Genomic DNA, 23,519 nt, shown 5'->3' with positions numbered 1-23,519 from the left:
CCTTTCATGGGGCGACCTCCGGGCAGGCAGCGGTGCCAGCGCCCGGAGGCCAGAGATGAGGGGAGGGTCAGGACACGCGGTTGAAGCCGGGGGAGGTCGACCCGCCGCCGAAGCTGGTGGTGACCGTGGCAGAGAAGGCCAGCGCGGTTGCAGTGGACCAGCCGTTACCGCTCAGGTCGTTGTTCGCGACGATGCATCCGGTCGCAGTGCTGTCGACGCTGATCCCGTTCTGGGACGTGCCCTTGACGACGCGGTTGCCGTTAACGGTTCCGTCCGTCGCGGTCCCGCCCAGGCGGATACCTGCGCCCGTGGAGGCCGCGTTCACGACTCGGTTGGCGGTGACCAGGAAGTCGTTCGATGCACCGATGAAGATGCAGTGGTTCGTGCTGGCGTCGCGGACGTGGTTGGAGCTGACGACCGTGCCAGAGGAGTTGCTGACGTTGATCCCGTTCGAGGCAGTACCCCGGATCGTGTTACCCGTGATCGTGCCGGAGTCGGAGTTCACGTTGTAGATGCCGGTCGACTGGACGGAGGCCAGGGTGTTGCCGGAGACCACGGGGGAGTTGCAGTACTCCATCTGGATCCCGTTCGCGTTGCCGGTCGAGCCGCCGTTGATCGAGTTGCCGTTAACGGTGACCTGGGCGATCGACGCGCCGGAGTAGCCGACGACCCGGATCGCGGAGTCCGTGGCCGGCGCAGTGATCGTGTTGCCCTGGATCGTCAGGTCATACGAGGTCGCCGTGTAGCCAGCCGTGGAGGGGTTCGGGATCCCCAGCCAGATACCCGAGTAGCCGGTCCCGGAGATCACGTTGTTCGCGATGACGGAGCGGCGCCAGCCGTAGCCCCGGACGCCCTCCTGGAGCGTGCCTTCGATCCTGTTGTTGACGATCTGGATCCCGTAGTAGTACTGGCCGGACGCCAGCGTGTGAGACCCGACGGCGCGGCCAAACTTGCCGCAGCGCGAGGAGACGCCGAAGTAGCAGCCGTCCACCAGGATGTTCTTCGCGGGGGTGTTGTCGAAGGACCCGATGGACGAGGACCCAGACACAGAGATGTCGATCTGGATCGCCTCGCTGAACTGGCGGGAGGCGTCGGAGCTGTTGTCGTTGTAGCCCAGGAAGCGGCAGTTCAGGGCGCGGCCACCGTCGACCGCGTTGAACTCCAGGGCGTGAGCCGTGGACGTGTTCTCGATCGTCGCGTCACGGACCGTGATGTCCTGGGCGTGAACGAAGTTCATCACGTCCGTCTCGGCGGTGACGCTGCCCGTGGTGCCGTTGAAGGCGTTGCCGTCCCAGCGCCCGCCCAGGATCTGAATGTGGGAGTGGCCTTCGTAGGCGTTGAAGGTCTCAGAGGACAGGAAGTTGCGGAGGATCCCGCTGTTACCTATCGCCTTGATCGTCGCGCCGTACGCGTACACGGTGGTGTAGTCGTAGACGACCAGGAACGTCGACACCGCGTACGTCTTGCCAGGCGTGAACTGGACCAGGCCACCGCCGGAGGAGTGAGCCAGGTCCAGCGCTGCCTGAATGGCCAGGGTGTCGTCCGTGATGCCGTCGCCGACAGCGCCGAAGGTCTCGACGTTCACGGTGGAGCTGGTGTTCAGGCGCTCCAGCATGTACTGAAGGCGGCCCCCCGTGACGTCCATGCCAGGGCGCCACTGATCGACAGGGGTGGACAAAGAGGCCTCCTCAGAGAGACGTGATCATGGGGTTGGCGACGTTCACCGCCTCGCCTGCGGAGTGGGACTTGGTCACGCCGTTCACAGCGCGCGTGACGGTGAAGGCCTGGAACTGAAGATCGATCAGGTCGAAGCTGAGCGTCGTGGGGAAGGTCAGGGTCGACGCGGTTCCGATGAACGAGATAGCTCCCACTGATCCGGCGGCGGACAACGCTGTGTCCGTGGTTGTCAATTGCCAGGCCGAAGGCTCCGTGGCCCCGTCAGCCCAGGCCTTTGCGCTGAGCGTGGAGCCCACGACGGAGAACCGGAGGCGGTACTTCGCGCCTGCCGTGTAGGTCCCCGGGATCGTGAACGTGCTGCCCAGCGCTGACTCCGTGGCTGCTACTCGCTTGCGCAGGGACAGCACCATGGTGCCGTTGGTGTTGAGCAGTACGCGCGCGAAGTAGTAGTTGTCCGTGTTCTGGTACCGGGCGGTCAGCGCGTGGAACTGGGTGTCACCGACGGGGACCTTGTCCCACGACCAGACGGCGACCGTGTCCGTGTCTGCCTGCGGGACCGGGGCGTAGGTGCGCCGCGTGATACCCCTCGACGTGTGAACGTGCTTGCCCGCGCCGGCGCTCACTGCGTAGTCAGAAGCGAGCGTGCCGCCGATCGGCGTCCACACCATCAGGCCGTCGGATGACGTGCCCCAGCTGCCGGTCAGCGTGCGGCCCTCGAAGGTGTCCGCTGGCGCTTCCGTCGCTGCGGTGACGTTCATGGTCTCGCCAGCAACGCGGATGGGGATCGGCATAAACGCGGGGGAGGTTGTCCAGTGCGGACCATCGGTGACGCGGACGTACGCCGTGGTCGCCGTCTGGGTCATGGGAAGCCCCAGGACCGTCCCGTCCGTGTCGGCCTTGCTGAAGGTCGCATCGTCGGTGACGCCCGTGTTCCAGGGTCCGGCGGGAATGCAGTTGAGAGTGATCTCCCAGCGGTACAGGTCGAGGATCTCCGACCAACCCATGACCAGAAGGTCAACGTCGTCATGTGACACCCACTCAGGCAGGTCCGTGAGCCGGATCTTGTCCCCTTCGCGCAGGCGCTGAACCAGCGGGATCAGCCACTCAGCGCCAGGCTTGTGGAGCATCAGCGTGACGCTGGGGTACCGAGCGCCGTCCCATGTGCCCAGGTGCAGCCGCCAGTACGCAACCGGCTCCGACTGGCTGTCGGTGGCCAGGCTCACGGTGTGCGCCGCGTCGTACTTGCCGATGCCGTCCGGCGCAGGGTTGACGCTGAGTGCCCCTTCGGTCAGGACAGCGCGGGCAGAGGAGCCGCCGTCGCGTGTCACCGTGACGTCGTTAACGATGTCGGTGTCGTCGTCTACCGGCTCGATATCCGGTCCCAGGCCAGGCTCCGTGTAGCTCAGCGTGATAGCCGGGTCCTGCGTGTACAGGGAGGACCTGTCTCGGTAGTGCAGCCCGATGCGGCGCATATCCTCGGTGAGGATCCCGCCATCGGCGTCAGCCGCTGCCTCGAACAGGTTGACTAGCGAGTCCTGGCGCTGGTACCCGACCTGGGCCGCGTCCAGCCGACCGGGCGCGCGCGTGAAGCTGATGCGCTCTTCGGTCGCCAGCCGGCGCATGCGCTGAATGGCCGTCTCGCCAAGGTACGCATTGTCGCTGCCGTTGTAGAGGGTGGACCCTACGTCGCGTGTGACGGAAAGGTGACCGAACCCCCAGCCCTCCGTAGACGCGGGCCAGTCCGCCGATATCAGCGAGATGCTGCCGCACGAACCAGTCGCGTACGTCCTCGTCAGGCCGCCAGCGTCTCCGCCAACGTCTTGCCAGGTGATGGACCAGGTGAAGCCGGAGCCGTCCGCGTCGTCCGTGGCGCTGAAGCGGAGGCGCGTCCAGCCGTGGAAGATGTCGGCTCCGACGGTTACGCCCTGATAGATGACGCGCGTGGCGACCGTGGCCGAAGCGCTGGTGAATCCGCTTACCGTGGCCAGTCCGCTGCGGACCTCGACGATCCAGCGCTTGATCACGCCGTTGGAGGTGAAGCTGATCAGCTGGGCGTTCGACGTGGGGACGATGTCGTCAGCGTTGTAGACGAACTCCACTTGCCACTTGCCGCCCGTGAAGGTGGGGACTGGGGCACTGAGAGAGCTGGTCCCCGTGAGCTTCGGCAGCGGGGCGGAGCTGGGAAGGGTGTCCCAGCTTGCCCACTCCACGGAAGAGACGCTGGCCGGAAGGACCCCGGGGATAGGGCTGTACGCCTGTACCGCGTCCTGTTGCTCCTCCATGGCCCAGTACGCCACCGGGTTCCCCGACGGGATGCGGCGGCGGAGGGTGGAGTCCAGAGCCTTAGCGCCCTGGCCCAGCCTGCGCAGGATGCCGTTCGCCGTGATCGACGTGTACCGGTCGGCGTCGTCGGTCGACCAGCGCAGCGGCCAGGAAGCGACCTCGCCAACGAACCTGTCTTCGCGGTCCCGGATCTCAGCGTTGCCGCTCAGCGTCCATACCTTGCCGGTCGAGTCCGTGAAGGACGTGGTTCCGGCAGCCAGCGCGCGGAAGTCGGGGGCGGCAACCACGGTCCCGTTGATCCCGCTGCGGACCTCAAACCGGTAGCCTCGCCCGTTCATGGGGTAGCGGGCCTCGCTGAGTCCGTTGCGCAGGTCCGTGATGCCGATCGCCAGCGGGGCCGATCCCGAGTAGATGGGGTCCGTACCGGCGAGCAGCGTGGTCGGCTGACCCATCTGGGTCCACGGGCCGTCCAGCGTCTCGGCCCAGTAGAAGGTCACCGTGTTTCCGCCGGCTCCGTTGTCGAGGTCCAGAGTCGCGCGGACTGCGGCACGCTCGGGGAGCTGGGGGAGGGGAGTGGCGAAGAAGCGACCGCCCAGGTCAGCGTTCGCGTCCGTGCTGAAGCGGAAGTACAACAGGCCGTCGTCGATCATGAGGACCCAGGACTGTTGCAGGTTCGCCCGGTCCCACTTGCCGATGATCAGCTGATTCGATGCGCCGTACCAGTCGGGGGCTATCTCCGCGCGGACGTCAAGATCCCCCGTAATGTCGAGCGTTCCAACGTCCGGGGTCGATGCGTAGTTGCCGGTCCGGGCGTCAAGCTGGAGGTAGTGGTCACCGTCGCTGGGCAGGCTCACGCGGATCGGTGTGTTGCGGCCGATCTGCCCGAACAGTGGGCTCATGGCGTTGCGCTGCGAGTACTTGCCGGCGCGGTTGTCCAGCGTCAGCGTCAGCGAGGAGGGGTCAGCGGCGGAGCCCTGGTCGCGCAGTCCCCGAGTGATCGCCTTGACGTCGCGCACGTAGACGTCATCACTGATGTTCGTCCAGATGCCGCCCAGGCTCAGGTCTGTACGGATGTCAAGCGGGAACTCCACCGCTACCCCCTCTTATCTGGTGCCGAACGCGGTTTGCACGCTGCCGCGTCCGTCGTTCTTGACGATTCGGCGGATGAGCCGCTTCATGTCCTCGTCCGCGCCCGTGACGTCGAAGGTCACCGTCTGGCCCTGGCGGATCGAGGCAGCCATGACGCCCTTCGGGGAGACGTCCATGGCCATTCCGGGAAGGTCTGAAGTCAGGCCCTGGAGCTGGCGCTTGACCGTCGGGATCCGGTCGGCGATGCCGTTCACGAATCCGTCGATCACCAGGCGACCGTTCGGGGACAGGATCCGCTTGTCCAGCGGGGCGGGGCCCTTCCAGTCGGTCAGCTTGCTGGTCAGTCCGCCCAGGGTGGACTTCACCGCGCCGAACTGAGAGGTGATGCCGCTGATGAACCCAGCGATCAGCTTGATACCTGCGTTGCGAAGGGTGTTGTTGATCCCTGCGAGGACCTGGGCCGCCTTCGCGGGCAGGCTCTTCACGAAGGCGATCGCTTCGTTGCCCTTGTCCTTCAGGTACTGGACGAGCTTGGCGCCCGCAGCAAGGGCGACCTGTCCGATCTTCAGCTCCAGCGGCTTGATCGCTGCCCAGAGCTGGCCCGGAAGCCGGGTGAAGATCATCAGGACGAAGAGCGCCGCATTCTTGATCGCCGTCTTGGCCAGGTCCAGCGCCCCGGAGAAGTCGCCCTTCAGGAGAGCGGCGATCGCCTGGACGGCGGGGACAACGACGCTGGTGATGAAGGCCGCCAGGTAGTTGGCCAGGATCGAGGCCAGCTGGGCGACCAGCGTGATGATCGGGATCAGGATCGGGACCAGGGCCGCGACGACCTGGGCCAGGGCCCCGAACAGGGGGATACAGGCCTGTAGAATCGGCGTCAGCGCAGGTAGCAGCGCGGCGACCAGCTGGGCGATCGGTGGAAGGAGCGGGAGGACGGCCTGAACCAGGGCGATCACTGCATCAGCGGCGGCGGACAGGACCGGGCCCAGGGCGTCGATGACGGGCATCAGGGCTTCGCCGATTTGCAGGATGACCGGTCCCAGGGCGGTCAGCAGCTTCGAGAGGACCGGGCCCGCGACCTTCAGGATCTCCCCCGTCAGGGAGCCCAGAGTGGGCAGCAAGGCCTGTATGACCGATCCCAGACCGTCGAAGACGCCAGCGGCAGCGCCTATGCCGCCCGACATGGCGGACAGCATCTCGCCCAGGGACTCGCCCAGGGTGCCCAGGAAGCGGCCCAGAGACTCGACTACCGGCTGAGCGGACTTCATGACGGGCAGCAAGCCGTCAGCCAGGCCCAGGACCAGCTCCCCGACGCCGTGAACCAGCGGTTCGATCATCGGGGCGGCGGCCTTGAAGATCTGGCCCAGCTTCGGGGCCAGGGAGTCGAAGACGCTGCCCAGTTGCTCGGCTGCATCGGTCAGCGGTCCCACCAGCGGCTTGGCGAGGGACTGCATGGTCTTCGAGGCGTGGTCCTTCAGGCTGGTGAAGGCCGTCTGCACTTGCTTGTTCTGGGCGGCAGCCATCACGCCCATGCCGACCATCGCCAGCGGGACAGCGGCCATGGCGCCAGCGGCACCGACAGCGCCCGCCGACATACCGGCGAACAGCTTCAGGGAAGGGCCGCTTGCGGCTCTCGCTCCGTTGCCAACCGCCGTGATGCCGTTGCCCAGGCCGTTGCGTACGGACGCGCCCAGGCCGCGCGCTACTTGCCCGATGCCGCCCAGGGCGTCGCGCATGCGCTGACCGTTCGTCATCATGGCGTGCGCGGAGGACAGTACGCGTCCGTCCAGGGAGCGCCAGTTGCCGTCAGCGTCGCGGGTCATGCCCGCTGTCGTGGATCCGATGGAGCGGATCGCCGAACTCGCGCGTCGGGCGCCCGCCGTGATCCGGTCCGTGTCGATGCCCAGCTGAACCGTCAGCGACGCGAGCGTGGACATGGGCGGGCCTCCTTACTCGTCAGGGGTGTTGACCGACCCGCCCAGGGCGGCATTCGCCTTCAAGACGTCTTGCCAGATCTCCTCGGGGGACTTGCGCCGCTTGAACCACTTCGGGATGAAGTCGGACGGCTGCAACTTGCGCTTCGAACCTTGGGAGTTGGCGACCGTCGCTGCGACGATGCCGGCGGAGATGTCCGTTCGAAGGCGGGAGTCGAGCGGGCCCGTGACCTTCTCGTATGCCATCCACTCCGTGAGTTCACGGGAGGAGGTCCTGGCGAGGAGTTCACGGACCGGCATGCCCAGGAATCCGGCGAGGCGGAAGTAGAACTGGCGCTCTGGGCGGGTGATCAGTTTCCCGTGAGTTCCTGAACGTCGTCGTCGGTCAGGCCCGAGAGGCGGGACGCGACGTCCACGACGCGGGTCAGGGCCTGGGCGCTCTTCTCACCCAGTCGCTTCACGGCGGAGCCCTGGAAGAGGCGCTTGCCGTTCTCGTCGACCAGGCAGGCGGCGGCCAGGCGGGCCCGGTACATGTCCAGGGCCTTGTCCTTCGAGACCCCGGTCATGGAGTCGTTGACCATGGCGGCCTCGAAGCGGTCGCGCTCCGTGCCGGTCATGCCCTGGACGAGGACGGTACCGCTCCACTCGGGGACCTCGACGGCCTCTCGGCCCAGGTCGTCGGCGTTCAGGATGTCGTCAGCGGACAGGTACATCAGGTTCACGCTCCGAAGGTGATCGTGGGCTTGCCGCTGACCTTGAACTTGAGTTCGGCGGAGAGCTTGTCGTCCACCGGGGCCTCCTGGCTGAAGCCGGTCAGGATGAGCTTCAGCGCCCACTCCCCGAGCGTCCCGGGGAAGGTCAGCTTGTAGTCGCGGGGGGTCGTGTCCTCGAAGTCGGCCACGAGGGTGTCGTGCTTGCGGGGGTCGTAGTTGACCTCCAGCGACACTTCACCGCCGTCCTTCAGGCCACCGATGAACTCGCGCCATCCGCTGGTGGAGTCGTGGGCGGTCACGTCGTACGTCTCGCGCTCGATCTCCGGGCCGGAGACGCTGGTGACGTTGCCGATCGTGGTGAAGGTGGCGGTAGGGGTCGCCATGTCGGACCGCTTCAGAGCGATCCCGAAGGCGTCAAGTCCAGCCATGGGGTTGTCTCCTGATCAGGAATCACGGGTGAGACGGACCGCGTACTGGGCGTTGATATGGCGTACGCCTGGTTCGGGGTCCTTAAGGGCCTGGTGCTGGTCGTGGCGGATCGAGACGTCCGTGAAGCCAGCGACCGCGAGCGATGCGCGGTCCAGGGCAGCGTCCAGAGCGGCGAAGATGTCGTAGGCCTGGGCGAAGCCGGGGGACTTGGACCAGACGTGGAGCACGATCGTGGCTTCCAGACCCTGGCGGTCGTGCGCGTCGTCGGGAACCTCCGTGATGGAGCCGATCGAGACGTACGGGTAGGGAGCTGGCTCCGGAACCTCGTCGTAGACACCAGAGACCAGCGCCAGGAGGGCGGGGGAAGCGGTCAGCTTCGCGTAGACAGCGGCCTGGAGAGGGCGCAGGGCGGTAGCCATCAGAGCCTCCCCAGGAAGCGCGGAGTGGCGCGGCGCAAGGCGCGTTCGCCTGACCGTCGGTGGATCTGTGCGGCGGGGCCCAGGAACGGCTGGTCAGCCATCTTGGACGTGCCCTTCTCGACGTAGTACGCGTACTCGCGCGTCTTGCCGGGGGCGATCTCCACCCAGGCCTTCCCGGAGGAGGCGTTCACGCGGGCCTGAATGCTTCGCTCCAGGTCCCCGGACCGCTTCGGGGCCAGCTCCTTGGCCGTCTTCTCCAGGGCAGTGGCCCACTCGCGGAGGGCCTCCGTCCTGGCTTCGTTCAGGCGCGCGGGCAGGAGGCGCAGGCGCGCGAGGGCGGTGCGCAGGCCCCGGACGCCAGACGCCATCAGTCGGAGATGACGGCGACGTTGACCGTGGTCACCGCGCTGTAGGTGATGTTCGCTCGGCCCGTCACGGGGTCCCGGTAGACGTTGGTCAGCGGGATGAAGCCGTGGCCGCCGGCGGGGACGGACAGGGCCGCGTCGCCGATCGCCAGGCCGTCGATGGTCCCCGGGGTCACGATGGTCACGGTGACCGCCGACCCGGAGCCGTTCGAGACGTGCAGCTTCAGGCCGCCGCCCACGGGAGCGGTGTCACCGCCTGCGGACGCTGCCGAGTAGGTCGGGGCGGTGCCGGAGAGTGCGACACGCTGGGCGGAAAGGGCAGCCATGAGGCAGCCTCCTTACTGGGAAACCTGGAGGTCCTCGCAGTCAGCGCGCAGGTACGTCCCAGGCACGGAAGGTTCATAGGTGGCCAGGACGCGAAGGGTCCGGCCGGAAGTGCGGAGCTGGTCCCCGCGTCGTACGTCCGCGTCGTGGCGCAGGTAGACGATCTGGGACAGCTTCGCGTCGTAGCGGTCGTTCACGGCGCGTTCCGTGGCGGACGGCTGGGAGAAGCGGGCCCGGACCGTGGATGCCTTCGCCCAGCCCTCTGTCCAGCCGCCGATGCCGTCGGACGTACGGGCCGACCGCCAGACCTCCGCTGAGGCGTTCAAGAGGCGGTTGACTCGGCTCACCTGGACTTCACCGCCTGGGCGTTGCCGCCGAAGCGGGCAGCGAGACGGTTCCGGATCTTCTCCGGCAGTTCCATCACGGAGTAGTCGGGGGCGAAGGAGTACGTGGCCGACCAGTCGCCGATCCGCTCCTGTGACAGCGGCTTGTCCGCCAGGGCCGTCAGGGCGTCGTCACTCTCGCGGAACACCAGGAGAGCCTGGCCGACCATGCGGCAGACGAGGTCGACGATGTCCGCCGGAACCTCCGGCAGACCGTGAACGTACGTCACCGTCACGTTGGCAGGGTCACAGCCAGGCCGCCAGCCGCACGCGCGCCAGAGGGCGCCGGACCGCAGCTTCCAGTCCGTGACCGCGACACCGTCAAGGAGGACGGAGGAGACGGACCGGATCGGAAGGCCAGGCAGGCGAAGCCGGGTCTCGGTGTCGCCCTCCAGATCCACGGTGCTGGTCGCCTCGCTGATCGGAGAGCCAGCCGCCTCACGGATCACGGAGGAGGCGCTGTCCAGTGAGCCGTTCACGAAGCCGACTTCGCCGGCCGCGACGGTTACGCCCCTGGCCTCCAGGTCAGTGATGCTCGCCAGAGGGGCGAGGGCCATGGGACGTCACCGCCTTACTTGGCCGCAGGCTTACGGGTGGAGGGCTTGACGACCTCGACGGACTTCAGGTCCTCGCGCCGGAGGAGCTTGCGGAGGTACTCCAGCTCCTCGCCGTCCTCCTCGACCAGGCGCTCCACGGTCTGGTCGCTGTTGTTTACGATCTTGACGGCAACGAGTGCCATGGGTGGGTCTCCTTCAGGGGAAGAGGTTCACGGGAGGGGGGTCGCCGGTCAGGTAAGCCAGCGACCCCCGTCACTCAGCTGGATCAGGTGGGGAGACCCGTGGTCACGTCCACGTCCATCACGGCCAGGGCCTCCGGACGGACGACCTTCGCGCCGTACAGGTGCAGGCCCTTGATCGCGTCGGAGAACGAGGACTGCGGGCGGTACGCCTCGACCTTGCTGATCTGCTCGGCGAACGTGGTCGCCATGCCGTGACCGGCGACGACGAAGTTGGAGACCTCCGGCGCGGTACCGGCGGTGCCCTGCGGGAGGTTCATGGAGGTCATGACCTGGAAGCCGAGGATCCGACCGACCTCACCGTTGATCAGCGCCGTGTTCGAGCCGTAGGCCGCCGCGTCGATGAACCGGTTGTCCTGGAGGATCAGGGCGTAGAACTCCGGCGAGATGATGATGAACCGGCCGGAGGTCGGGACCTTCGCCTTGTCCAGCTTCAGCTTCAGGGCCAGGACGATCTTGTACGCAGCGTCCGGAGTCGCAGCGTCGCCGGCGGTCACGACGTTGCCCGCGTTCGTGGTCATCAGGCTGGCCAGGAAGAGGTCCACGACGTCCGCAACACCGAAGGCCGCTTCGTCGGCGGACTGGGTCAGCAGTCGACCGCCGTCGCGGGCCTGACGGGCGTCCACGTCGTCGACCTCGAAGGCGAAGTACTTGGACTGGTCGATCAGAAGGGTCTGATCCGTGGTCGTCAGGGTCTGCGGGTCGATCGAAGTGCTGTTCTTCGTGTACGTGCTGATGGTCGGGCGACCCAGCGAACCGATGTGGACGGTGTCGCCGTACGAGGAGATCTCTCCCTCGTAATTGCGGTTGATCACGCCAGCCTGCCCGAAGACCTGCGCACCACGCAGGGCGACGAGGAGGTCAGCCGACCAGACCTCGGGAATGAAGGTATCGACGGCCACAAGGGCCTCCGTTCAAGGTGAAGGGGATGTGGACGCGACCGGCATCACTTGCCGGAGAGAAGGTCCTTGAGACGGCCCTCTGTCTTCGCGGCGTGGATCTGTTGGGGCGTCATCCCCTTGAGATCCGCGCGGGTGAGCTGGGACGGCCCCGACGCCTTGCGCGCGGCTCCACCGTCTCCGGAGCCCTGGAAGCGCGGCCGGCTGGTTGCGGCCAGGTACGGCTTCCGGGAAAGCAGGTCCTCGATCGCCTCGCTGATCTCGTCAGCGTCGACCTCGCCGCTCGCGTCGACCTCGAAGGAGCTGAGGTCCAGGTACGCCAGGGCGTCGGCGGGGTCGGCCAGCTTGCCAGCGGCAGCGGCCTTGATCTCGGACTTGAGTACGCGGGCGTTCGCTCGTGCGGTCGCCTCGCGGTCGGCCTCAGCGCGGATCGCGTCCGCGTCGGGCTGGTTGTCGTCGGACGGCTTCGGGGCCTTCAGGGCGGCCAGTTCGGCCTCCAGCTCCCTGCGCCGGTCGCGCTCGGTGTGCCACTTGCCCTTCATGGAGTCCAGCGCGCGCTTGCCCGCGTCGCCCAGGTCGTCGGCTCCCTCCGGAGCGCCCTGGTCGCCCGCCTCAGTGGCAGGGGTCTGGGGGACGTCCTCTCCGGTACCAGGGGTGACCGGGTCGGTACCGGCCGGACCGTTCTGCGGGGCCGGGGTCTCGGGGTTTTCGGGCATGCGTGAACCTCCGTTGCGGGGTCGGCAAAGGAAGACCTGGCGCCTTGCGCGCACGCGGTCATGGGGACGTGGCAGGCGAGGGAGCCTTGCGCTCTACCTCAGATAGCCGTTCTTGTAGAGAAGGCGGATCGCGTGTTCACGGGACTCCGCCAGGCGGTAGATCTCCTCCGGCATCAGGCGCGGAGGCCTTCGAGGCTTCTTACGGGAGCCCGTTCCGACGTGCGTCACCTGAACCGTCTTGCCGAACATCTCGACCCGGTCCATGGCCTTGCGGGCGTTCACGATGGAGGAGATCCGCGCTCCGTCCTCGATCGCCTTCGTCCCCGCCTCACCGAACGTCTTGCGGCGCTGTTCCGGAGTCATGGACTCGAACAGGTCCTCGGCGTCCAGGGGAGTGGGGGTGTGCCGGCGCGTGACCGGTTCCATCGTGCAGTCACAGCGCGGATGCCGCAGGAAGCCGGAGGACACGCCGTACTCGCGACCGGCCAGGATGATGCAGCGGGAGCACGCGGGTAGCTCAACAACGCGGATGTACGCGCGCACGCTGCGGTTCGCGACCATTGCGGCCTGATCCGCCTGCCTGCCCGTATCCGCGACGACCGTCCGTACGACCATGTCCAGGAAGGCAGCGCCACGGGCCATTGCGGCACGTGCGCTGAACCCTCGACGCTGGGCACTGATCGACTTCGGGATGGCTCCCGCGATCAACTTCATCGCGTCGCGACCCTCCGGGGTCTGAGACGCGAACTGTTCGGCGATGACCTGCGGGCCAACGTCCTCACCCAGTAGCTCCCGCATGAAGGTGTGAGAGCCCTGGGCCGCATGCAGCTGGCCCGCCTGGACGAGGGCAGTCACCTGCGGCAGCAACCGGGCCCAGTCGCGCGCTACGGAGTCCGGTCGGACCTTCGACCACTCCGCCAGGACAGCGCGCGCCGTGGCCTCCGCCAGGGCTGCCCGCTCCTCCTGGTGCCTACGCGACCTGAGACTGATCGCCATCGTCACCGCCAGCCGCCCCAACGGAGGCGCCTGGATCGTCCGGGCCCTGGTCGGAGTTCTGCCCCATCAGCTGAGTGAAGGCCCCCATCGGGTCCGCCTTCAGCTCCTTCTCCTTCATCGCCATGAGGTCGGCAACCTCCGTCGGCGTCAAGCCGAACCGAAGCGCCAGCCACTCGAAGGGGAAGCCGATCTGGCGAAGCTTCACCAGAGCGTCAGCCGTCTGGGCCTCCGACCGTGACTCCGCGTTCGCCCAGAGCAGTCGACCGCCCTGAACGGACAGGGCCTTCTTCGTGTCGCCCTGCGCCAGCGCTATCAGCGTGAAGACCTCACGGAGAGCCTGGCCAAACCACAGTTGTTTCTCCTCGACCCGCTTCACCAGACCCGTCTCAGCGGCCAGGAGGGCGTCCCCCGAAAGGTTCGCCATCTTGCCAATGAGGTAGTGCTGGGGGGTCCGGGTCTGCGCCGCGATGTGCGCCACGGCGACCTCAATGATCTTCGTGTACGCCTCCAGGTTGGCGGCGGTCCACTCGGTCACCTTGACGTCGTCACCCGTGAAGAACATGACGCGGTCGACCGCGAAGCGCTCCAGGTCAACCGGCCTGGACCCGACGATCTGGCCGTTGCTGTCCAGAATCGGGATCTCCGGGACCTCCGCGCCCAGAACGATCCGCTGGGGGAACGACGCGTAGTCGGCGGCCGTGAACAGCTGGGCCCAGAGGAGGTTCACCGCGTCCTGCATGGCGATCACGCCACACACGTCACTGACCGGGTCGTCGCTCAGCATGGGGCGGTTGGGAAGCTCCACCATGGGGACGACGCCCAGCGGGTTGACCTGCGGGTTGGCAGCGTCGCCCGTGTCCTCCGTCCCCCGGAGGTCCCAGCGGTTCATCTCCTCGTCCGCCGCACGCATCTGGACAGACTTCGTGGTGGCGTCCGTCAAGGCCCGCTCGAACTTCCACACCTGGTTGGGGAGGTACAGCGTCGCGAATGAGCGGTTGCCATCGTCCCAGCGCTTCAGGGCCGCGCGGCGCTTGCGGCGGGAGCCAGGTTCGTACACGACGATGCACTGAGACGCGTCCTCGAAGGTGACCTCCGGGGTGTCCGGGTCGCTGGGGTTGCCCCAGACCAGGACGAAGGACCGTCCGGAGTTCACGGAGCCCAGGAAGCCCAGCTGGGAGTCCGCGTCAAGGCCGTTCATCTGCCAGACGCGCCACAGTTCCTTGTCGGCCTCCGTGGCGCCGGCAGGCATCATGCCGTTAACGGTCAGCCGCTCCACGGGGGAGTCGGCGACGATCTGGACCCAGTTGTCCGCGAACTCGCGGTAGCGGTCCCCGTGGAACTTGCGGAACTGGTCCGACGCGAAGGTGAGCGGCTGGCGCCCACGGTAGTAGTCGGAGTTCCGGCGGATCAGCGAGCGGCGCTGGAGGAGTTCGCTTTCGAGGATCTGAACGAGGGCCAGGGCCTGGTCCTGAGTCGCCATGACCCTCCTTCCTAGGCAGACATGTACAGGGGCTTGCGGCGGAGGAGTCCAGCGGCGATTGCGTCGCAGGCGGCTTCGTGCGTCAGCACGCTGACCACGGCAAGGTCGATCTTGCGGCGGTGCTCCGGCTTCGCCAGGACGTAGCGGTCACTCGGGCGAGCGGCCATGCGCGCGTTGAACATGTGGCGCTCCGCGATGGGGCATCCGTCATGCGTGAACGAGGAGTCCCGCTTCACGATGTCCGTCTTCAGGCGCTCCGCCGCAGCGTGCATCTGCACTACACGGCGTGTGTGCCAGCGGATCACGCGTCGCTCTCCGTAGCGCTCCGCCCAGGTGTCGACCTCTGTCTCCCAGTACGGGGGGTCGCAGTACATGAGCTTCACGTCGTACTTCGCGAACAGCTCACTGACCGCTGCGTCGACCTCCAGGCGGGGGACCTGGCCGCCCCACTCGGAGGGGTCCCAGACCGTCGGGCGGTTGCTGGGGCCGTACGAGGGGGTGAACTGGAAGCCCTCCAGGGTCTCCGCCCTGATACCGGTCCAGTCGTCGCTGTCGCTGCCGTCGAACCCCAAGACGATGGGGACCTTCATCAGCTTGTACGCGGACGGCGCGGGCTTCTCGCGGTCGCTCTTCCGGGACAGCCAGTGAGCGGCCTCGATCCAGGCTCCGTGACCGGCCATGATGCGGTTGCCGAAGAACCGCTCAGCCTGTCCGGGGTCGGACTCCAGTAGCTCCGCCGCTTCGGCCTCGATCGCGTCCAGGTCGATGTGCGGACAGTCCGCGTACACGGCCTTGTGGATCCGGCGGCGCTCGGCCTTGTTCCGGTAGGACAGGGTCGGCGGGGCCTGCGGGAAGAAGCGGTAGACGTCCTCCGCCTGGCCCTCGTAGGTCTTCTGGGCCGTGGAGTACTCCGACGGGTCGTACGCGTTCGTCGTCTCCATCGACCGGCCAGACATGCCGGCGAGGCCGCGACGCATCGTCTCGGCAACCTTGATCATCTTGTTGGTTGCCGTGTACGTACCCGTCTCGTCCATGATCGCGAACGTGATGGGGTTGCCCAGTCGGGACTGAGCGGAGGACGTGACGACGTCTATTCGGCCCTCGTCGCCGACCCGTACGAAGCCTTCGAGCGGCCTCATGAGGGCGGACAAGTGACCGTGCTTGATCATGGCGACCAGCGGGCGGTAGACGTTCGCCACCTGGTCCTCAGAGGTCGCCAGAAGCTGGATCAGAGGGGTCGGCTGGGGGACCGCCATGGGCTCGCCCGCACCGTAAACGTACGACCAGCCGCAGGGACAGCCGTAGTCGCTACAGCGGTACGTCTCCCCGCCCCCAGCGAAGCCGGCGAACACCGTGGGGCCTGCGGCCTCCAGGAGGACGACAGCCGCCGCGAAGGGGCCCTTGCCCGACTTCTGGGGCATGATCACCTGGGCGCGGCGGAACGTGAACGCAGTGCTCTTCTGGCCCACGGTGGCCGTGGCCTTGACCTCGTACAGGCTGGAGGCCACCTTCAACTGCCACGGCAGCATCGTGAACGGCTCACCCTGCCTGAAACCGTCGGGCACCACGGCGTGACGCTCGATCCAGGCCAGGGAGACGAACAGGAGCTTTCCGTCAGCCACCCTGGACCGCCTTCAGGCGCTCCCGCAGGTCAGCGACAGGCGAGACAGCGGACGGGTTGGCCGCCTGGTCCTCGTCAAGGTCGTTAACGGCAGCGATCGTCCAGCGGTTCCGCTGCATCCCGGACACCGAGAGGCCCAGCGACTCCGCGAACTGCTTCACCTGGCCCCAGATGATCGCTGAAGAACCAGGCTTCTCCGCGCGGACCAGGAGGCGGACGTAGGACGCGACCTCGAACTCCTGGCTGAGCTGTTCCCACATCGTGGCCTGGGGCGTCTCCCAGAGGCGTTCCCAGAGGTCCATCTCACGATCGGACGGGCCCGACAGCGGGAAGTGCGGCATCGGACCCTCGCGACCATCGGCCGGCAGGGTCACCCAGCCCTGGGTATCAGCCTTCGCCTTGTGGCTCCGCTCGGTGGACGTCGGGGCCGGCCCGGACCGGGCGCGTGCGCCTCCTCTGGCCATGGGTGATCACCACCTTCAGGGGGTCGAACCGGGGTGTTCGCAGGCGCGCACGCGGACGCGTGGCGCGGGTCACAGACCGGGTGTTTGAACCGGGCGGAGGGGTCAGAGACCTCCCCCGCGTCTCGGGCCCCCTGGGGGGTTGGGGGTCACCCCCCGCCCTGGTGTGCGGCTGCAACGTGATCGCAAACGCAGTGCGAACGCGAGCGAGCGCGCGCCGGCGCGTCAGCCCCGGTCGTTCCACCCACCAGGCTGGGAGCGTGCCGTGGCCCTGGAGTGGTGCGCCTTCGTCATCGCCCGCAGGTTCGACCAGTCGTGCCCTCGCGGACCCAGCGGGCCCAGGCCGTCGATGTGGTCGACCTCCGTGGCCGCCGGCCGCAGTGGTGAGGGGATGGCAGTGCACTCCTCGCACTCACACAGGGGGTTGGCCAAGAGGTAGGCCTTGCGCGTGCGGGCCCAACGGGCGTCGTAGCCCTTGCTGTGCGCGCTGCGTCGTGAACGCCTTGCGGTGGCCCTGCACGCGTCACAGCGCCCGCTCTGTGTGAGCGTCGGGCAGCCAGGGGTAGGGCACACGGACATGGCGCGACGCGGGGACACTGCGACCTCCAGGCCCGTATGATCAGCGCATGGCTGAGTACACGGTGACGTTCACGGACGGGTCCACAAAGACGATCGAGGCCCGCTCCATGCGCTACGTGGAGAAGGGCCTGGAGTTCCAGGGGCACAAGCACTCGCAGTCACGGAGCGACCTGGTCGCCTTCGTGCCTTACGCGGCGCTGAAGATGGTCGAGGGAGGCAAGGGGGCCACGCTGGGCGTCCAGGTGAAGCCGAAGGACAGCTGATCAGACCCAGCCGCCGGTCAGGAAGTGCACAGAGAGCCAGCTGACGCCAGCCAGGAGGAGGAAGCGGCGGAGGCGCGTCCAGCCGTCAGGCTCCGGAGTGGTCCGGGCCACGGCGAACCAGCGCCAGACATGCTCACTCAGCGTGTCGCCTGGGCGCTTGTTGGCCAGCGCGAGGCCCTCGATCACGCCGAAGGCGGCCAGCCAGACGACCCAGGACAGCGTCCAGGGGCTCAAATTGGCCTCCTCGCAACGAAATTTGGGCCTCTCAGGGACCAAATTCGGCGTCTGGAGGCGTGATTCTGGTCGTTCACGGTCGTCTCGGCAGGGGTTGAACCTGCGGCCTCCGGGATTTCACTCCGGCGCTCTGCCACGGCTGAGCTACGAGACGTGGTGGCGCGTCCGTTGCGAAGCTGACGGCTCCGCCCGGTCTCTCGACAGCTACCCTCACCAGATGTGTGCACCCAGCGCTGGCTACTCTCACTGCCTCTGGCGCCCGTGCCTGCGAAGGGACTCGAACCCCTGGCCTCCCCCTCGAACGTCGGGGGCGCTCTTCCAACTGAGCTACGCAAGCGTGCGGCAGGCTCAACCTCATACCCACCATGGCCGCCCCATCTTGCTCCTTCGGCGGCTTTCCGTTGCCACGTGGCGTTCCCCGACCTGGAGGCCTGTCACCCAGGGCGGGGAAGTCTGTCCCCTGGCGACAGCTTGCGGGGCCGTTGGCCAGGGGCCCGTGACGCTGCCGCTACTCGGGGCCGTGTTCACACTGGCCCGCCGGCCAGAGCTACTAGGACCCGTTTCGCTGTCGTCCACGGGAGTCTGAAGGGGCCCTGTCTCCCGCCCGCAGGCGTCGCAACAGGGCCCCAGGCGCTCAACCCTGGGCCGGAGAGGAGGACGGCCTTCGTCGGGGAGCGCAGGGCGGGAAGAGACCAGCTACTGGCGCTCGTTCCGCCTAGCCGTAGTGGTGCTGAGTGCGAGGCACTCCAGAAGGGTCTTCCTTCCCTACTACTGACCGGTGAGGATGTCCCCTGTTTGGTCACGGAGAGGTAACGGCAGCGGGCATGACGAAGGCCCCAGCCGTCGGGCCAGGGCCTTGTGTCGTTAACGCAGGTCAGTACGTACGCGTCTTGGTCTTCCGACCCATGGCCGCAGCGATCGGCCAGCCAGTGATAGCCCAGACCCCGCACGTGATGATGGACAGGAACAGGTGGAGGCCGTGGTTCGCTCCACGCTTCGTCACGACGGTCTGGGGCGCCGGCTGAGGCGGGTAGGGCTGGCCCTGCGGCTGACCCTGGTACTGCGGGTACGGCTGGCCCTGGTACTGCTGCGGCTGGCTCGGGTACTGCGGCTGACCCTGCGGCGGGTACTGCTGATGGCTCATGAGATCCCCTCCCTGATGAGCCAGCATCGTAACCCGAAGGTCTGTCAGGACGGGTCGTTAACGGCAGCCTCACGTGCAGCCAGCTCCTCAGCGGTGAGGCGTTCGTGGACGTCGAAGAAGGGCTCCAGCCAGGGCCGCAGGCCAGGGAAGCGCTCCGCGTAGAAGCGGTACGGGCAGCGGCCTTGCTTCGACGTGTTGCAGGACTCACAGAGGGGGACCAAGTTGTCCAGCGTGTGACCGCCGCCCCGGATCAAGGGAACGTTGTGGTCGATGTGCTCGAAGGGCCCACCGCAGCACACGCAGGCGTGGTAGCCCTCGTCCTCCCAGTGGATCCAGAGGTCTTCCGGCTGGTGACCGTCGTACTCCGCGCCAGCCTCCAGGGCACGGCGGAGCTGGTTGCGGCCCAGGGAGTAGGCGCGGCGCTCGTCCGTCAGGGCCCGCTTGCGGTCGTAGGGCCGTTGCTGGCGGCGCTCAGCGGCACGGTAGGCGGGATCCTGGCGGAGCTGGGCCTGGCGGTCGCGGTGACACACCTTGCAGCGCGAGAGACGGCCCTGGACGCCCTTCGCGTCGAGCGGGAAGGCCTCCAGGCCCTTCACGGCCAGGCACGCGCTACAGGCCTTCGCAGGCACGCCCAGGGCGGCCAGGCGGCGGTTCAGGCGCGTACGCGCGCTCTGGTCAGCGAGAGGGGACGCAGGGGACGCGCCCGACGGAGCGGCCTGGGCGAGGGCCTGGCTGGGGACTGGGTTCACGATCGGGCCTCCTCGCGGTACGTACGCGTCTTGCATGCCGGCGAGGCGAAGCGGGGCGGGCGGCCACGGCCGGAGTACGGCAGCGCGCGGCCACAACCGCACGCGCACACGGCCTCGCGGAGCTGGGCCTGGCGGATCGCCTCCGCGTCCTCCGCTTCGTCCTGGAGGCCCTGGCAGTAGTCGTCCGCGTCCTCGTACGGGCACACGGTGCGGCGGCCAGGCCCGACCGGCTTGAAGGGCTGGTTGCACAGCTTGCACGTGCGGAGTGACGGTGACGTGCGCTGAAGGGCCTTGCGGCATCGGGCGGAACAGGCCCTGCGCTGGCGTCCCGTCAGGGGATCGCCGCAGTGGGCGCAATGGGTCTCGTAGACGACCAAGGGGGCCTCCTCGTCGCGGGCGGGCGGTACGCCACCTGACCGGAGAGGAGGTCCCCTGAAGGCTGTTGCTGAAGTCAGGAACGGTCCCGGCTTCTGGGGTAAGCGCCGAGAGACGAGACTGTATGAGACTTATTTGTTGTAGTGGGACGAAACAAAAATATAGAAACAACTCGCCCGCTGTCGGCCCTCCGGCCTACTCCGGCGCCAGGAGAGACGCGACGTCCACCCCATCCGCCTGAAGCCGCCGCGCGGCCTCCAGGAAGGGCGCCAGGTCCTCCGGGATCTCCTGGGCAGGCTCCGCCACCACGGGCGCCAGCGTGGCGTCCAGGGCGGCCTCCTGGTCCTCGTCCAGGTCCTCGTCCTCGTTCTCTGCCCAGATCAACACCAGGCGGTCATCCGTGAAGATGCGCTGGCCCTGGCGTCCCGGGTAGACGATCAGTTCGTCAATCGCTTCGGCGAGGAGGGTGCGGCGGTCCTCCACCATGGCCTCCTTCCAGTGCTCCGCCATCGTCTGGCCGGTCGGAATCAGCTCTGTCCGCTTGTCCGTGTCCCGGGCGGACAGCTCCGCCTGGCGGGCCTGAAGGTCTTGGAGCCGCTTGAACGTGTCCGCTGTCGCACTCGTGGCCATGTCCGCCAGTGTGGCCTTGATCTCCTCTTCGACGGCGGCCAGCTCCTCCAGGCCGGACACGACGGTCCGCTCCTTGTACATGGGCATGTGGCCGACGGCGGCCAGGTAGCGCTTTTCGACGTACGGCTCGATCGCGGACGCGGACACTACTACTGGACGTTCGCAGATGCCCCCTGACCCGCGCGTGTAGCAGCGGTAGAAGCGGCCAGTCTTCCGGGACGACGCGGACAACGTGCGGTCGCACGAGTGGCACGTGAGGAGGCCGGACAGCAGATGTGCGGGCGCGCGGCCAGTGCGGACAGGCGGCTTGCCCTTCCCCAGGGTGGCCCGCAGCGCGGTCAGCTGGCCGACGGTCAGGATCGGCGCGAACGGGGCCAGGATGTTGCCTTCCGCGTCTCTGGCCAGGCGACCGTTAACCGTGATCCGCCCCACGATGTGGTCTCCGGTCAGCACGCGGGACAGCGTCACTCGTGACCACATGGCCGCGCGCCTGGGCTTCACTCCAGCGTGGTTCATGCGTCGGGCAACCTTGCCCAGGGTGTCGCCGGCCAGGATCTCCTCTGCGGCCTTGCGGATCGCCTGGGCCTCCTCCGGGACGATCTCCAGGATCTTCCCAGCGCCTTCTGGGTTGTCCACGGGGCGGTAGCCGAAGGGGATTGGTCCGCCGGCCCAGCGGCCAGCGTTGCGGAGCCTGCGTGCGCGGTCCTTGTTGCGCTGCCGGATGCGTTCACGCTCGGAGCGGCCTACCTCCGCCTGGATCACGAAGCGGAAGCGGAAGGCGTCGCCGTGAAGGGAGTCGAGGCCAAAGCAGTCGACCAGGCGGACGGGAAGGTGTGCGGGGCGGCCGGTCGCGGGGTCCTTGCCCTCGATCGTGTCCAGGATGGAGGCAGCGACGTTGAGGCCCTCGCGGGTCAGGCGGTCCGTGTTGTAGGGGACCAGGACCTCACAGGCGCCCGTGCGGGCGTCGTTAAGCCAGGCCTCGAACTCGTCGCGGTCCCGGTACCCTCCAGATAGACCGTCGTCGATGTGAAGGGCGACCTCGTCCAGGCCCTCCTTCTCGCAGAGGGCGCGCATGTCTTCGATCATGCCTTCGAGGGACACGTTCGATCCGTCGGCGGCGCGCGACAGGCGGGCGTACAGGCTGGCCCGTGGGCGCCTGAAGGTGGCGGGTACTTCGGCTGGCGACATGGGTCCAGGGTACGGCAAGGACATGTGCGTCTGGGGCCAGTTTCGCGGGGTCCACGTTGTAGTAGCAGTAGCTGCCGAGCCCCCAGCCCTCGTGGACGGTCACACCGTCGCCCACCTTGTAGGCCGCGTACCCCTTCACGGACCCGTTCTGGATCGCGGCCTGGTTCGGGGCGTCGTACGCCTTCTCGTTCTGGAAGAAGATCGTGCGGCCCCGCTGGCCGTTCCACTGCACGTCGTACTTGTTGAAGTGCTCGACGAACAGGCCGGTGCACAGCACGTCGTCGCCGTTCACGACGACTCCGTAGTCGGCCCGGTTGGTCTCCCAGCCGACGCCGGTGCCGTGGTCGGCGCGCCAGACCCAGGTGTGGTCGACGATGGTGTGCCGGCTGTTGATCACCATGCTGGTGGTGGCCTTTCCGGCGCCCGCGCCGCCGATCCGCACGAACACGTCCTGCACGGTGGTGGGGTTGGCGGAGTGGTCCCGGGAGGCGCCGCTCGGGCCGACCTCCAGCAGGGTGGGGGAGTTGACCGGACCCGCGTCGATCAGGAAGCCGGCCAGCCGCACGCCGTCGACGTCGGCCACCCGGAGGGCCGTGACTCCGTTGTCCGGCACGAGAGTCGCGTAACCGAGGCCGAGGACCACGGTGTTGGCCCGGTTCACCTGGACGGGCTGGTCGAGGTGGTAGATCCCCGGCGTCAGCAGCAGGTGGAGGCCCTGGGCGAGCGCCTGGTTGAGGGTGGCCGCGGAGACGCCCGGCTTCGCGACGTAGAACTGCGACAGGGGGAGCGAGGTGCCGCGCGGGGTGCCGTTTCCCCAGGTCACCCCGCGTGCGTCGGTCCGCTTCTCGGGCAGGAAGACGCGGAACTCGGAGCCGCTGACGTACAGGAACGGCTTCTCCCGGGAGACCGGTGTCGTCGCGAGCGTCGTGTACGGCGGATTGGGGAAGCTCTGCGCGGGGGCGCCCTCCACGCCGGAGAACACCATGTTCCAGACGCCGTTGAGCCAGCTGCCGATCGCGCTGTCGCGGGTGTACCACTGCTGCTGCGAGTACGGGCCGACCTGGCCGTCGACGCGGCTGTCCGCGATGTAGCCGCCGCTCGCCCAACCGTAGCCCGTGGGCGAGAGGTTGAGGCCGCCGCGGACGTGCATACGGCGGAAGGGGGCCGCCTGCGCGACCGCCCAGCGGTTGGTGCCGTTCGCCGGGACCAGGGCGAGGTTCTCCGCCGAACGCCAGAAGTTCTGCGTGGCGTTGCCGTTGAACCAGCCCGCGTCGACCGTGACGTCCCCGTTGATGGTCGTGTCGTCGGGGGAGAGGCCGAGGCCCATGATCGAGGTGTAGAAGCCGAGTTGGGCGTTGAGGCCGTTGTAGGTGCCGGGCTTGAACAGCAGGGCGTAGCGGCCCGTCCCGAACTGGGCCGACTCCTGCTGCTGGAACACCTCGTCCAGCCTGGCCTGGATGCCGGGCGTGGACGGGTCGAAGACGAGGACGTTCGGACCGAGGTCGCCGCCTCCGGGGAGCAGGCGCGGCTTCCCGCTCCGGGAGGGGGTGGCGGACGCGCGGGACGGCAGGGCGAGCGCCGCGGGAGCGGCGGCCGCGGCGGCGAGGACGGTTCTGCGGCCGATGTCGGGCACAGGCATGGGGCGGCTCTCCTGTTCAGGAAGTGAACCTGGTGGGGTTTGGGAGCGCTCTCTCGCCGGTGAATGCTTCAACTACCCGAACGGTCGCGTCAAGAGGTGCGTCCGGAGTTCCACAAGGGTTGCCGTACCCCTT

Annotated in this window: 25 protein-coding genes and 2 tRNA genes; 1 reads left to right on the top strand and 26 read right to left on the bottom strand. The window is 67.7% G+C overall.

The window, feature by feature from the left end; genetic code table 11:
* Nucleotides 1-67: 67 nt before the first annotated feature.
* The 18 genes from MQP27_RS07885 to MQP27_RS07800 form a co-directional block, all read right to left on the bottom strand.
* Nucleotides 68-1,645: a right-handed parallel beta-helix repeat-containing protein gene (locus tag MQP27_RS07885; protein ID WP_242762786.1), complete on the bottom strand. Its 1,578-nt coding sequence runs from the start codon at nt 1,643-1,645 to the stop codon at nt 68-70.
* A gap of 43 nt (nt 1,646-1,688) precedes the next feature.
* Nucleotides 1,689-5,051: a hypothetical protein gene (locus MQP27_RS07880; RefSeq protein WP_242762784.1), complete on the bottom strand. Its 3,363-nt coding sequence runs from the start codon at nt 5,049-5,051 to the stop codon at nt 1,689-1,691.
* Between the two features lie 12 nt (nt 5,052-5,063).
* Nucleotides 5,064-6,785: a phage tail protein gene (locus MQP27_RS07875; RefSeq protein ID WP_242762782.1), complete on the bottom strand. Its 1,722-nt coding sequence runs from the start codon at nt 6,783-6,785 to the stop codon at nt 5,064-5,066.
* A 213-nt stretch (nt 6,786-6,998) separates the two neighbouring features.
* The gene (locus tag MQP27_RS07870) at nt 6,999-7,283 is read right to left on the bottom strand and encodes a phage tail assembly protein T (protein ID WP_242762780.1); all 285 of its coding nucleotides are present in this window, start codon (nt 7,281-7,283) and stop codon (nt 6,999-7,001) included.
* Between the two features lie 50 nt (nt 7,284-7,333).
* Complete coding sequence (locus tag MQP27_RS07865; RefSeq protein ID WP_242763619.1) at nt 7,334-7,696, bottom strand: phage tail assembly chaperone; 363 nt, start codon at nt 7,694-7,696, stop codon at nt 7,334-7,336.
* 5 nt (nt 7,697-7,701) lie between these two features.
* Entirely contained in the window at nt 7,702-8,124 is a 423-nt protein-coding gene (locus MQP27_RS07860) for a phage tail tube protein (protein ID WP_242762778.1), read from the bottom strand.
* Between the two features lie 15 nt (nt 8,125-8,139).
* Nucleotides 8,140-8,544 (bottom strand): DUF3168 domain-containing protein, encoded by a 405-nt coding sequence (locus MQP27_RS07855; RefSeq protein WP_242762776.1) that lies wholly within the window; start codon nt 8,542-8,544, stop codon nt 8,140-8,142.
* Nucleotides 8,544-8,912, bottom strand: coding sequence for an HK97-gp10 family putative phage morphogenesis protein (locus tag MQP27_RS07850; protein ID WP_242762774.1), 369 nt, complete (start codon nt 8,910-8,912; stop codon nt 8,544-8,546). The genes MQP27_RS07855 and MQP27_RS07850 overlap by 1 nt, the downstream gene beginning before the upstream one ends.
* Entirely contained in the window at nt 8,912-9,235 is a 324-nt protein-coding gene (locus MQP27_RS07845; protein WP_242762771.1) for a hypothetical protein, read from the bottom strand. The genes MQP27_RS07850 and MQP27_RS07845 overlap by 1 nt, the downstream gene beginning before the upstream one ends.
* Nucleotides 9,236-9,247: 12 nt before the next feature.
* Nucleotides 9,248-9,580 carry a head-tail adaptor protein gene (locus MQP27_RS07840; protein ID WP_242762768.1) on the bottom strand — a complete coding sequence of 111 codons (333 nt, stop codon included), beginning with the start codon at nt 9,578-9,580 and terminating at the stop codon, nt 9,248-9,250.
* On the bottom strand, nt 9,577-10,173 hold the full coding sequence (locus MQP27_RS07835) for a hypothetical protein (protein ID WP_242762765.1): 597 nt from the start codon (nt 10,171-10,173) through the stop codon (nt 9,577-9,579). Before MQP27_RS07835 ends, MQP27_RS07840 begins: the two co-directional genes overlap by 4 nt.
* A 14-nt stretch (nt 10,174-10,187) precedes the next feature.
* Complete coding sequence (locus MQP27_RS07830; protein WP_242762762.1) at nt 10,188-10,355, bottom strand: hypothetical protein; 168 nt, start codon at nt 10,353-10,355, stop codon at nt 10,188-10,190.
* An 83-nt stretch (nt 10,356-10,438) separates the two neighbouring features.
* Entirely contained in the window at nt 10,439-11,314 is an 876-nt protein-coding gene (locus MQP27_RS07825; RefSeq protein ID WP_242762759.1) for a phage major capsid protein, read from the bottom strand.
* A 44-nt stretch (nt 11,315-11,358) separates the two neighbouring features.
* Nucleotides 11,359-12,027 (bottom strand): hypothetical protein, encoded by a 669-nt coding sequence (locus MQP27_RS07820; RefSeq protein ID WP_242762756.1) that lies wholly within the window; start codon nt 12,025-12,027, stop codon nt 11,359-11,361.
* A 93-nt stretch (nt 12,028-12,120) separates the two neighbouring features.
* The gene (locus MQP27_RS07815) at nt 12,121-13,023 is read right to left on the bottom strand and encodes a VG15 protein (RefSeq protein ID WP_443735749.1); all 903 of its coding nucleotides are present in this window, start codon (nt 13,021-13,023) and stop codon (nt 12,121-12,123) included.
* Entirely contained in the window at nt 12,998-14,503 is a 1,506-nt protein-coding gene (locus MQP27_RS07810) for a phage portal protein (RefSeq protein WP_242762750.1), read from the bottom strand. Before MQP27_RS07810 ends, MQP27_RS07815 begins: the two co-directional genes overlap by 26 nt.
* An 11-nt stretch (nt 14,504-14,514) precedes the next feature.
* Nucleotides 14,515-16,125: a terminase large subunit domain-containing protein gene (locus tag MQP27_RS07805; protein WP_242762741.1), complete on the bottom strand. Its 1,611-nt coding sequence runs from the start codon at nt 16,123-16,125 to the stop codon at nt 14,515-14,517.
* The gene (locus MQP27_RS07800; RefSeq protein WP_443735748.1) at nt 16,118-16,588 is read right to left on the bottom strand and encodes a phage terminase small subunit; all 471 of its coding nucleotides are present in this window, start codon (nt 16,586-16,588) and stop codon (nt 16,118-16,120) included. Before MQP27_RS07800 ends, MQP27_RS07805 begins: the two co-directional genes overlap by 8 nt.
* 623 nt (nt 16,589-17,211) lie before the next feature.
* On the opposite strand from MQP27_RS07800, the gene MQP27_RS07795 reads away from it, so the two are divergent.
* Nucleotides 17,212-17,427: a hypothetical protein gene (locus MQP27_RS07795; protein WP_242762735.1), complete on the top strand. Its 216-nt coding sequence runs from the start codon at nt 17,212-17,214 to the stop codon at nt 17,425-17,427.
* Here the strand turns inward: MQP27_RS07795 and MQP27_RS07790 are convergent, their stop codons facing one another.
* The 8 genes from MQP27_RS07790 to MQP27_RS07755 form a co-directional block, all read right to left on the bottom strand.
* Complete coding sequence (locus tag MQP27_RS07790; RefSeq protein WP_242762732.1) at nt 17,428-17,661, bottom strand: hypothetical protein; 234 nt, start codon at nt 17,659-17,661, stop codon at nt 17,428-17,430.
* Nucleotides 17,662-17,740: 79 nt separating this feature from the next.
* Nucleotides 17,741-17,815: transfer RNA gene (locus tag MQP27_RS07785), tRNA-Phe, on the bottom strand.
* Between the two features lie 108 nt (nt 17,816-17,923).
* Nucleotides 17,924-17,998: transfer RNA gene (locus MQP27_RS07780), tRNA-OTHER, on the bottom strand.
* 537 nt (nt 17,999-18,535) lie between these two features.
* Complete coding sequence (locus MQP27_RS07775; protein WP_242762728.1) at nt 18,536-18,805, bottom strand: hypothetical protein; 270 nt, start codon at nt 18,803-18,805, stop codon at nt 18,536-18,538.
* A 44-nt stretch (nt 18,806-18,849) separates the two neighbouring features.
* Nucleotides 18,850-19,554: an HNH endonuclease gene (locus MQP27_RS07770; RefSeq protein WP_242762725.1), complete on the bottom strand. Its 705-nt coding sequence runs from the start codon at nt 19,552-19,554 to the stop codon at nt 18,850-18,852.
* Complete coding sequence (locus MQP27_RS07765; RefSeq protein WP_242762722.1) at nt 19,551-19,931, bottom strand: hypothetical protein; 381 nt, start codon at nt 19,929-19,931, stop codon at nt 19,551-19,553. The genes MQP27_RS07770 and MQP27_RS07765 overlap by 4 nt, the downstream gene beginning before the upstream one ends.
* A gap of 193 nt (nt 19,932-20,124) precedes the next feature.
* Nucleotides 20,125-21,645: a recombinase family protein gene (locus MQP27_RS07760; protein ID WP_242762719.1), complete on the bottom strand. Its 1,521-nt coding sequence runs from the start codon at nt 21,643-21,645 to the stop codon at nt 20,125-20,127.
* Nucleotides 21,527-23,386, bottom strand: coding sequence for a pectate lyase-like domain-containing protein (locus MQP27_RS07755; protein WP_242762716.1), 1,860 nt, complete (start codon nt 23,384-23,386; stop codon nt 21,527-21,529). The genes MQP27_RS07760 and MQP27_RS07755 overlap by 119 nt, the downstream gene beginning before the upstream one ends.
* Between the last annotated feature and the right edge of the window lie 133 nt (nt 23,387-23,519).

It is taken from the genome of Streptomyces cylindrosporus (genome assembly GCF_022698165.1).
GTDB lineage: Bacteria > Actinomycetota > Actinomycetes > Streptomycetales > Streptomycetaceae > Streptomyces > Streptomyces cylindrosporus.
The sequence above is the reverse complement of the archived record's forward strand: the minus strand, read 5'-3'. Positions and strand labels throughout refer to the sequence as shown.

Bases quoted from the DNA above. Each gene is read 5' to 3' on its own strand.
- MQP27_RS07885 (WP_242762786.1), bottom strand. From the start codon at position 1,645: ATGGACGTCACGGGGGGCCGCCTTCAGTACATGCTGGAGCGCCTGAAC.
- MQP27_RS07875 (WP_242762782.1), bottom strand. From the start codon at position 6,785: ATGCGCGACGCCCTGGGCGGCATCGGGCAAGTAGCGCGCGGCCTGGGC.
- MQP27_RS07870 (WP_242762780.1), bottom strand. From the start codon at position 7,283: ATGCCGGTCCGTGAACTCCTCGCCAGGACCTCCTCCCGTGAACTCACG.
- MQP27_RS07865 (WP_242763619.1), bottom strand. From the start codon at position 7,696: ATGTACCTGTCCGCTGACGACATCCTGAACGCCGACGACCTGGGCCGA.
- MQP27_RS07860 (WP_242762778.1), bottom strand. From the start codon at position 8,124: ATGGCTGGACTTGACGCCTTCGGGATCGCTCTGAAGCGGTCCGACATG.
- MQP27_RS07855 (WP_242762776.1), bottom strand. From the start codon at position 8,544: ATGGCTACCGCCCTGCGCCCTCTCCAGGCCGCTGTCTACGCGAAGCTG.
- MQP27_RS07850 (WP_242762774.1), bottom strand. From the start codon at position 8,912: ATGGCGTCTGGCGTCCGGGGCCTGCGCACCGCCCTCGCGCGCCTGCGC.
- MQP27_RS07845 (WP_242762771.1), bottom strand. From the start codon at position 9,235: ATGGCTGCCCTTTCCGCCCAGCGTGTCGCACTCTCCGGCACCGCCCCG.
- MQP27_RS07835 (WP_242762765.1), bottom strand. From the start codon at position 10,173: ATGGCCCTCGCCCCTCTGGCGAGCATCACTGACCTGGAGGCCAGGGGC.
- MQP27_RS07830 (WP_242762762.1), bottom strand. From the start codon at position 10,355: ATGGCACTCGTTGCCGTCAAGATCGTAAACAACAGCGACCAGACCGTG.
- MQP27_RS07820 (WP_242762756.1), bottom strand. From the start codon at position 12,027: ATGCCCGAAAACCCCGAGACCCCGGCCCCGCAGAACGGTCCGGCCGGT.
- MQP27_RS07815 (WP_443735749.1), bottom strand. From the start codon at position 13,023: ATGGCGATCAGTCTCAGGTCGCGTAGGCACCAGGAGGAGCGGGCAGCC.
- MQP27_RS07810 (WP_242762750.1), bottom strand. From the start codon at position 14,503: ATGGCGACTCAGGACCAGGCCCTGGCCCTCGTTCAGATCCTCGAAAGC.
- MQP27_RS07800 (WP_443735748.1), bottom strand. From the start codon at position 16,588: ATGGCCAGAGGAGGCGCACGCGCCCGGTCCGGGCCGGCCCCGACGTCC.
- MQP27_RS07795 (WP_242762735.1), top strand. From the start codon at position 17,212: ATGGCTGAGTACACGGTGACGTTCACGGACGGGTCCACAAAGACGATC.
- MQP27_RS07775 (WP_242762728.1), bottom strand. From the start codon at position 18,805: ATGAGCCATCAGCAGTACCCGCCGCAGGGTCAGCCGCAGTACCCGAGC.
- MQP27_RS07760 (WP_242762719.1), bottom strand. From the start codon at position 21,645: ATGATCGAAGACATGCGCGCCCTCTGCGAGAAGGAGGGCCTGGACGAG.
- MQP27_RS07755 (WP_242762716.1), bottom strand. From the start codon at position 23,386: ATGCCTGTGCCCGACATCGGCCGCAGAACCGTCCTCGCCGCCGCGGCC.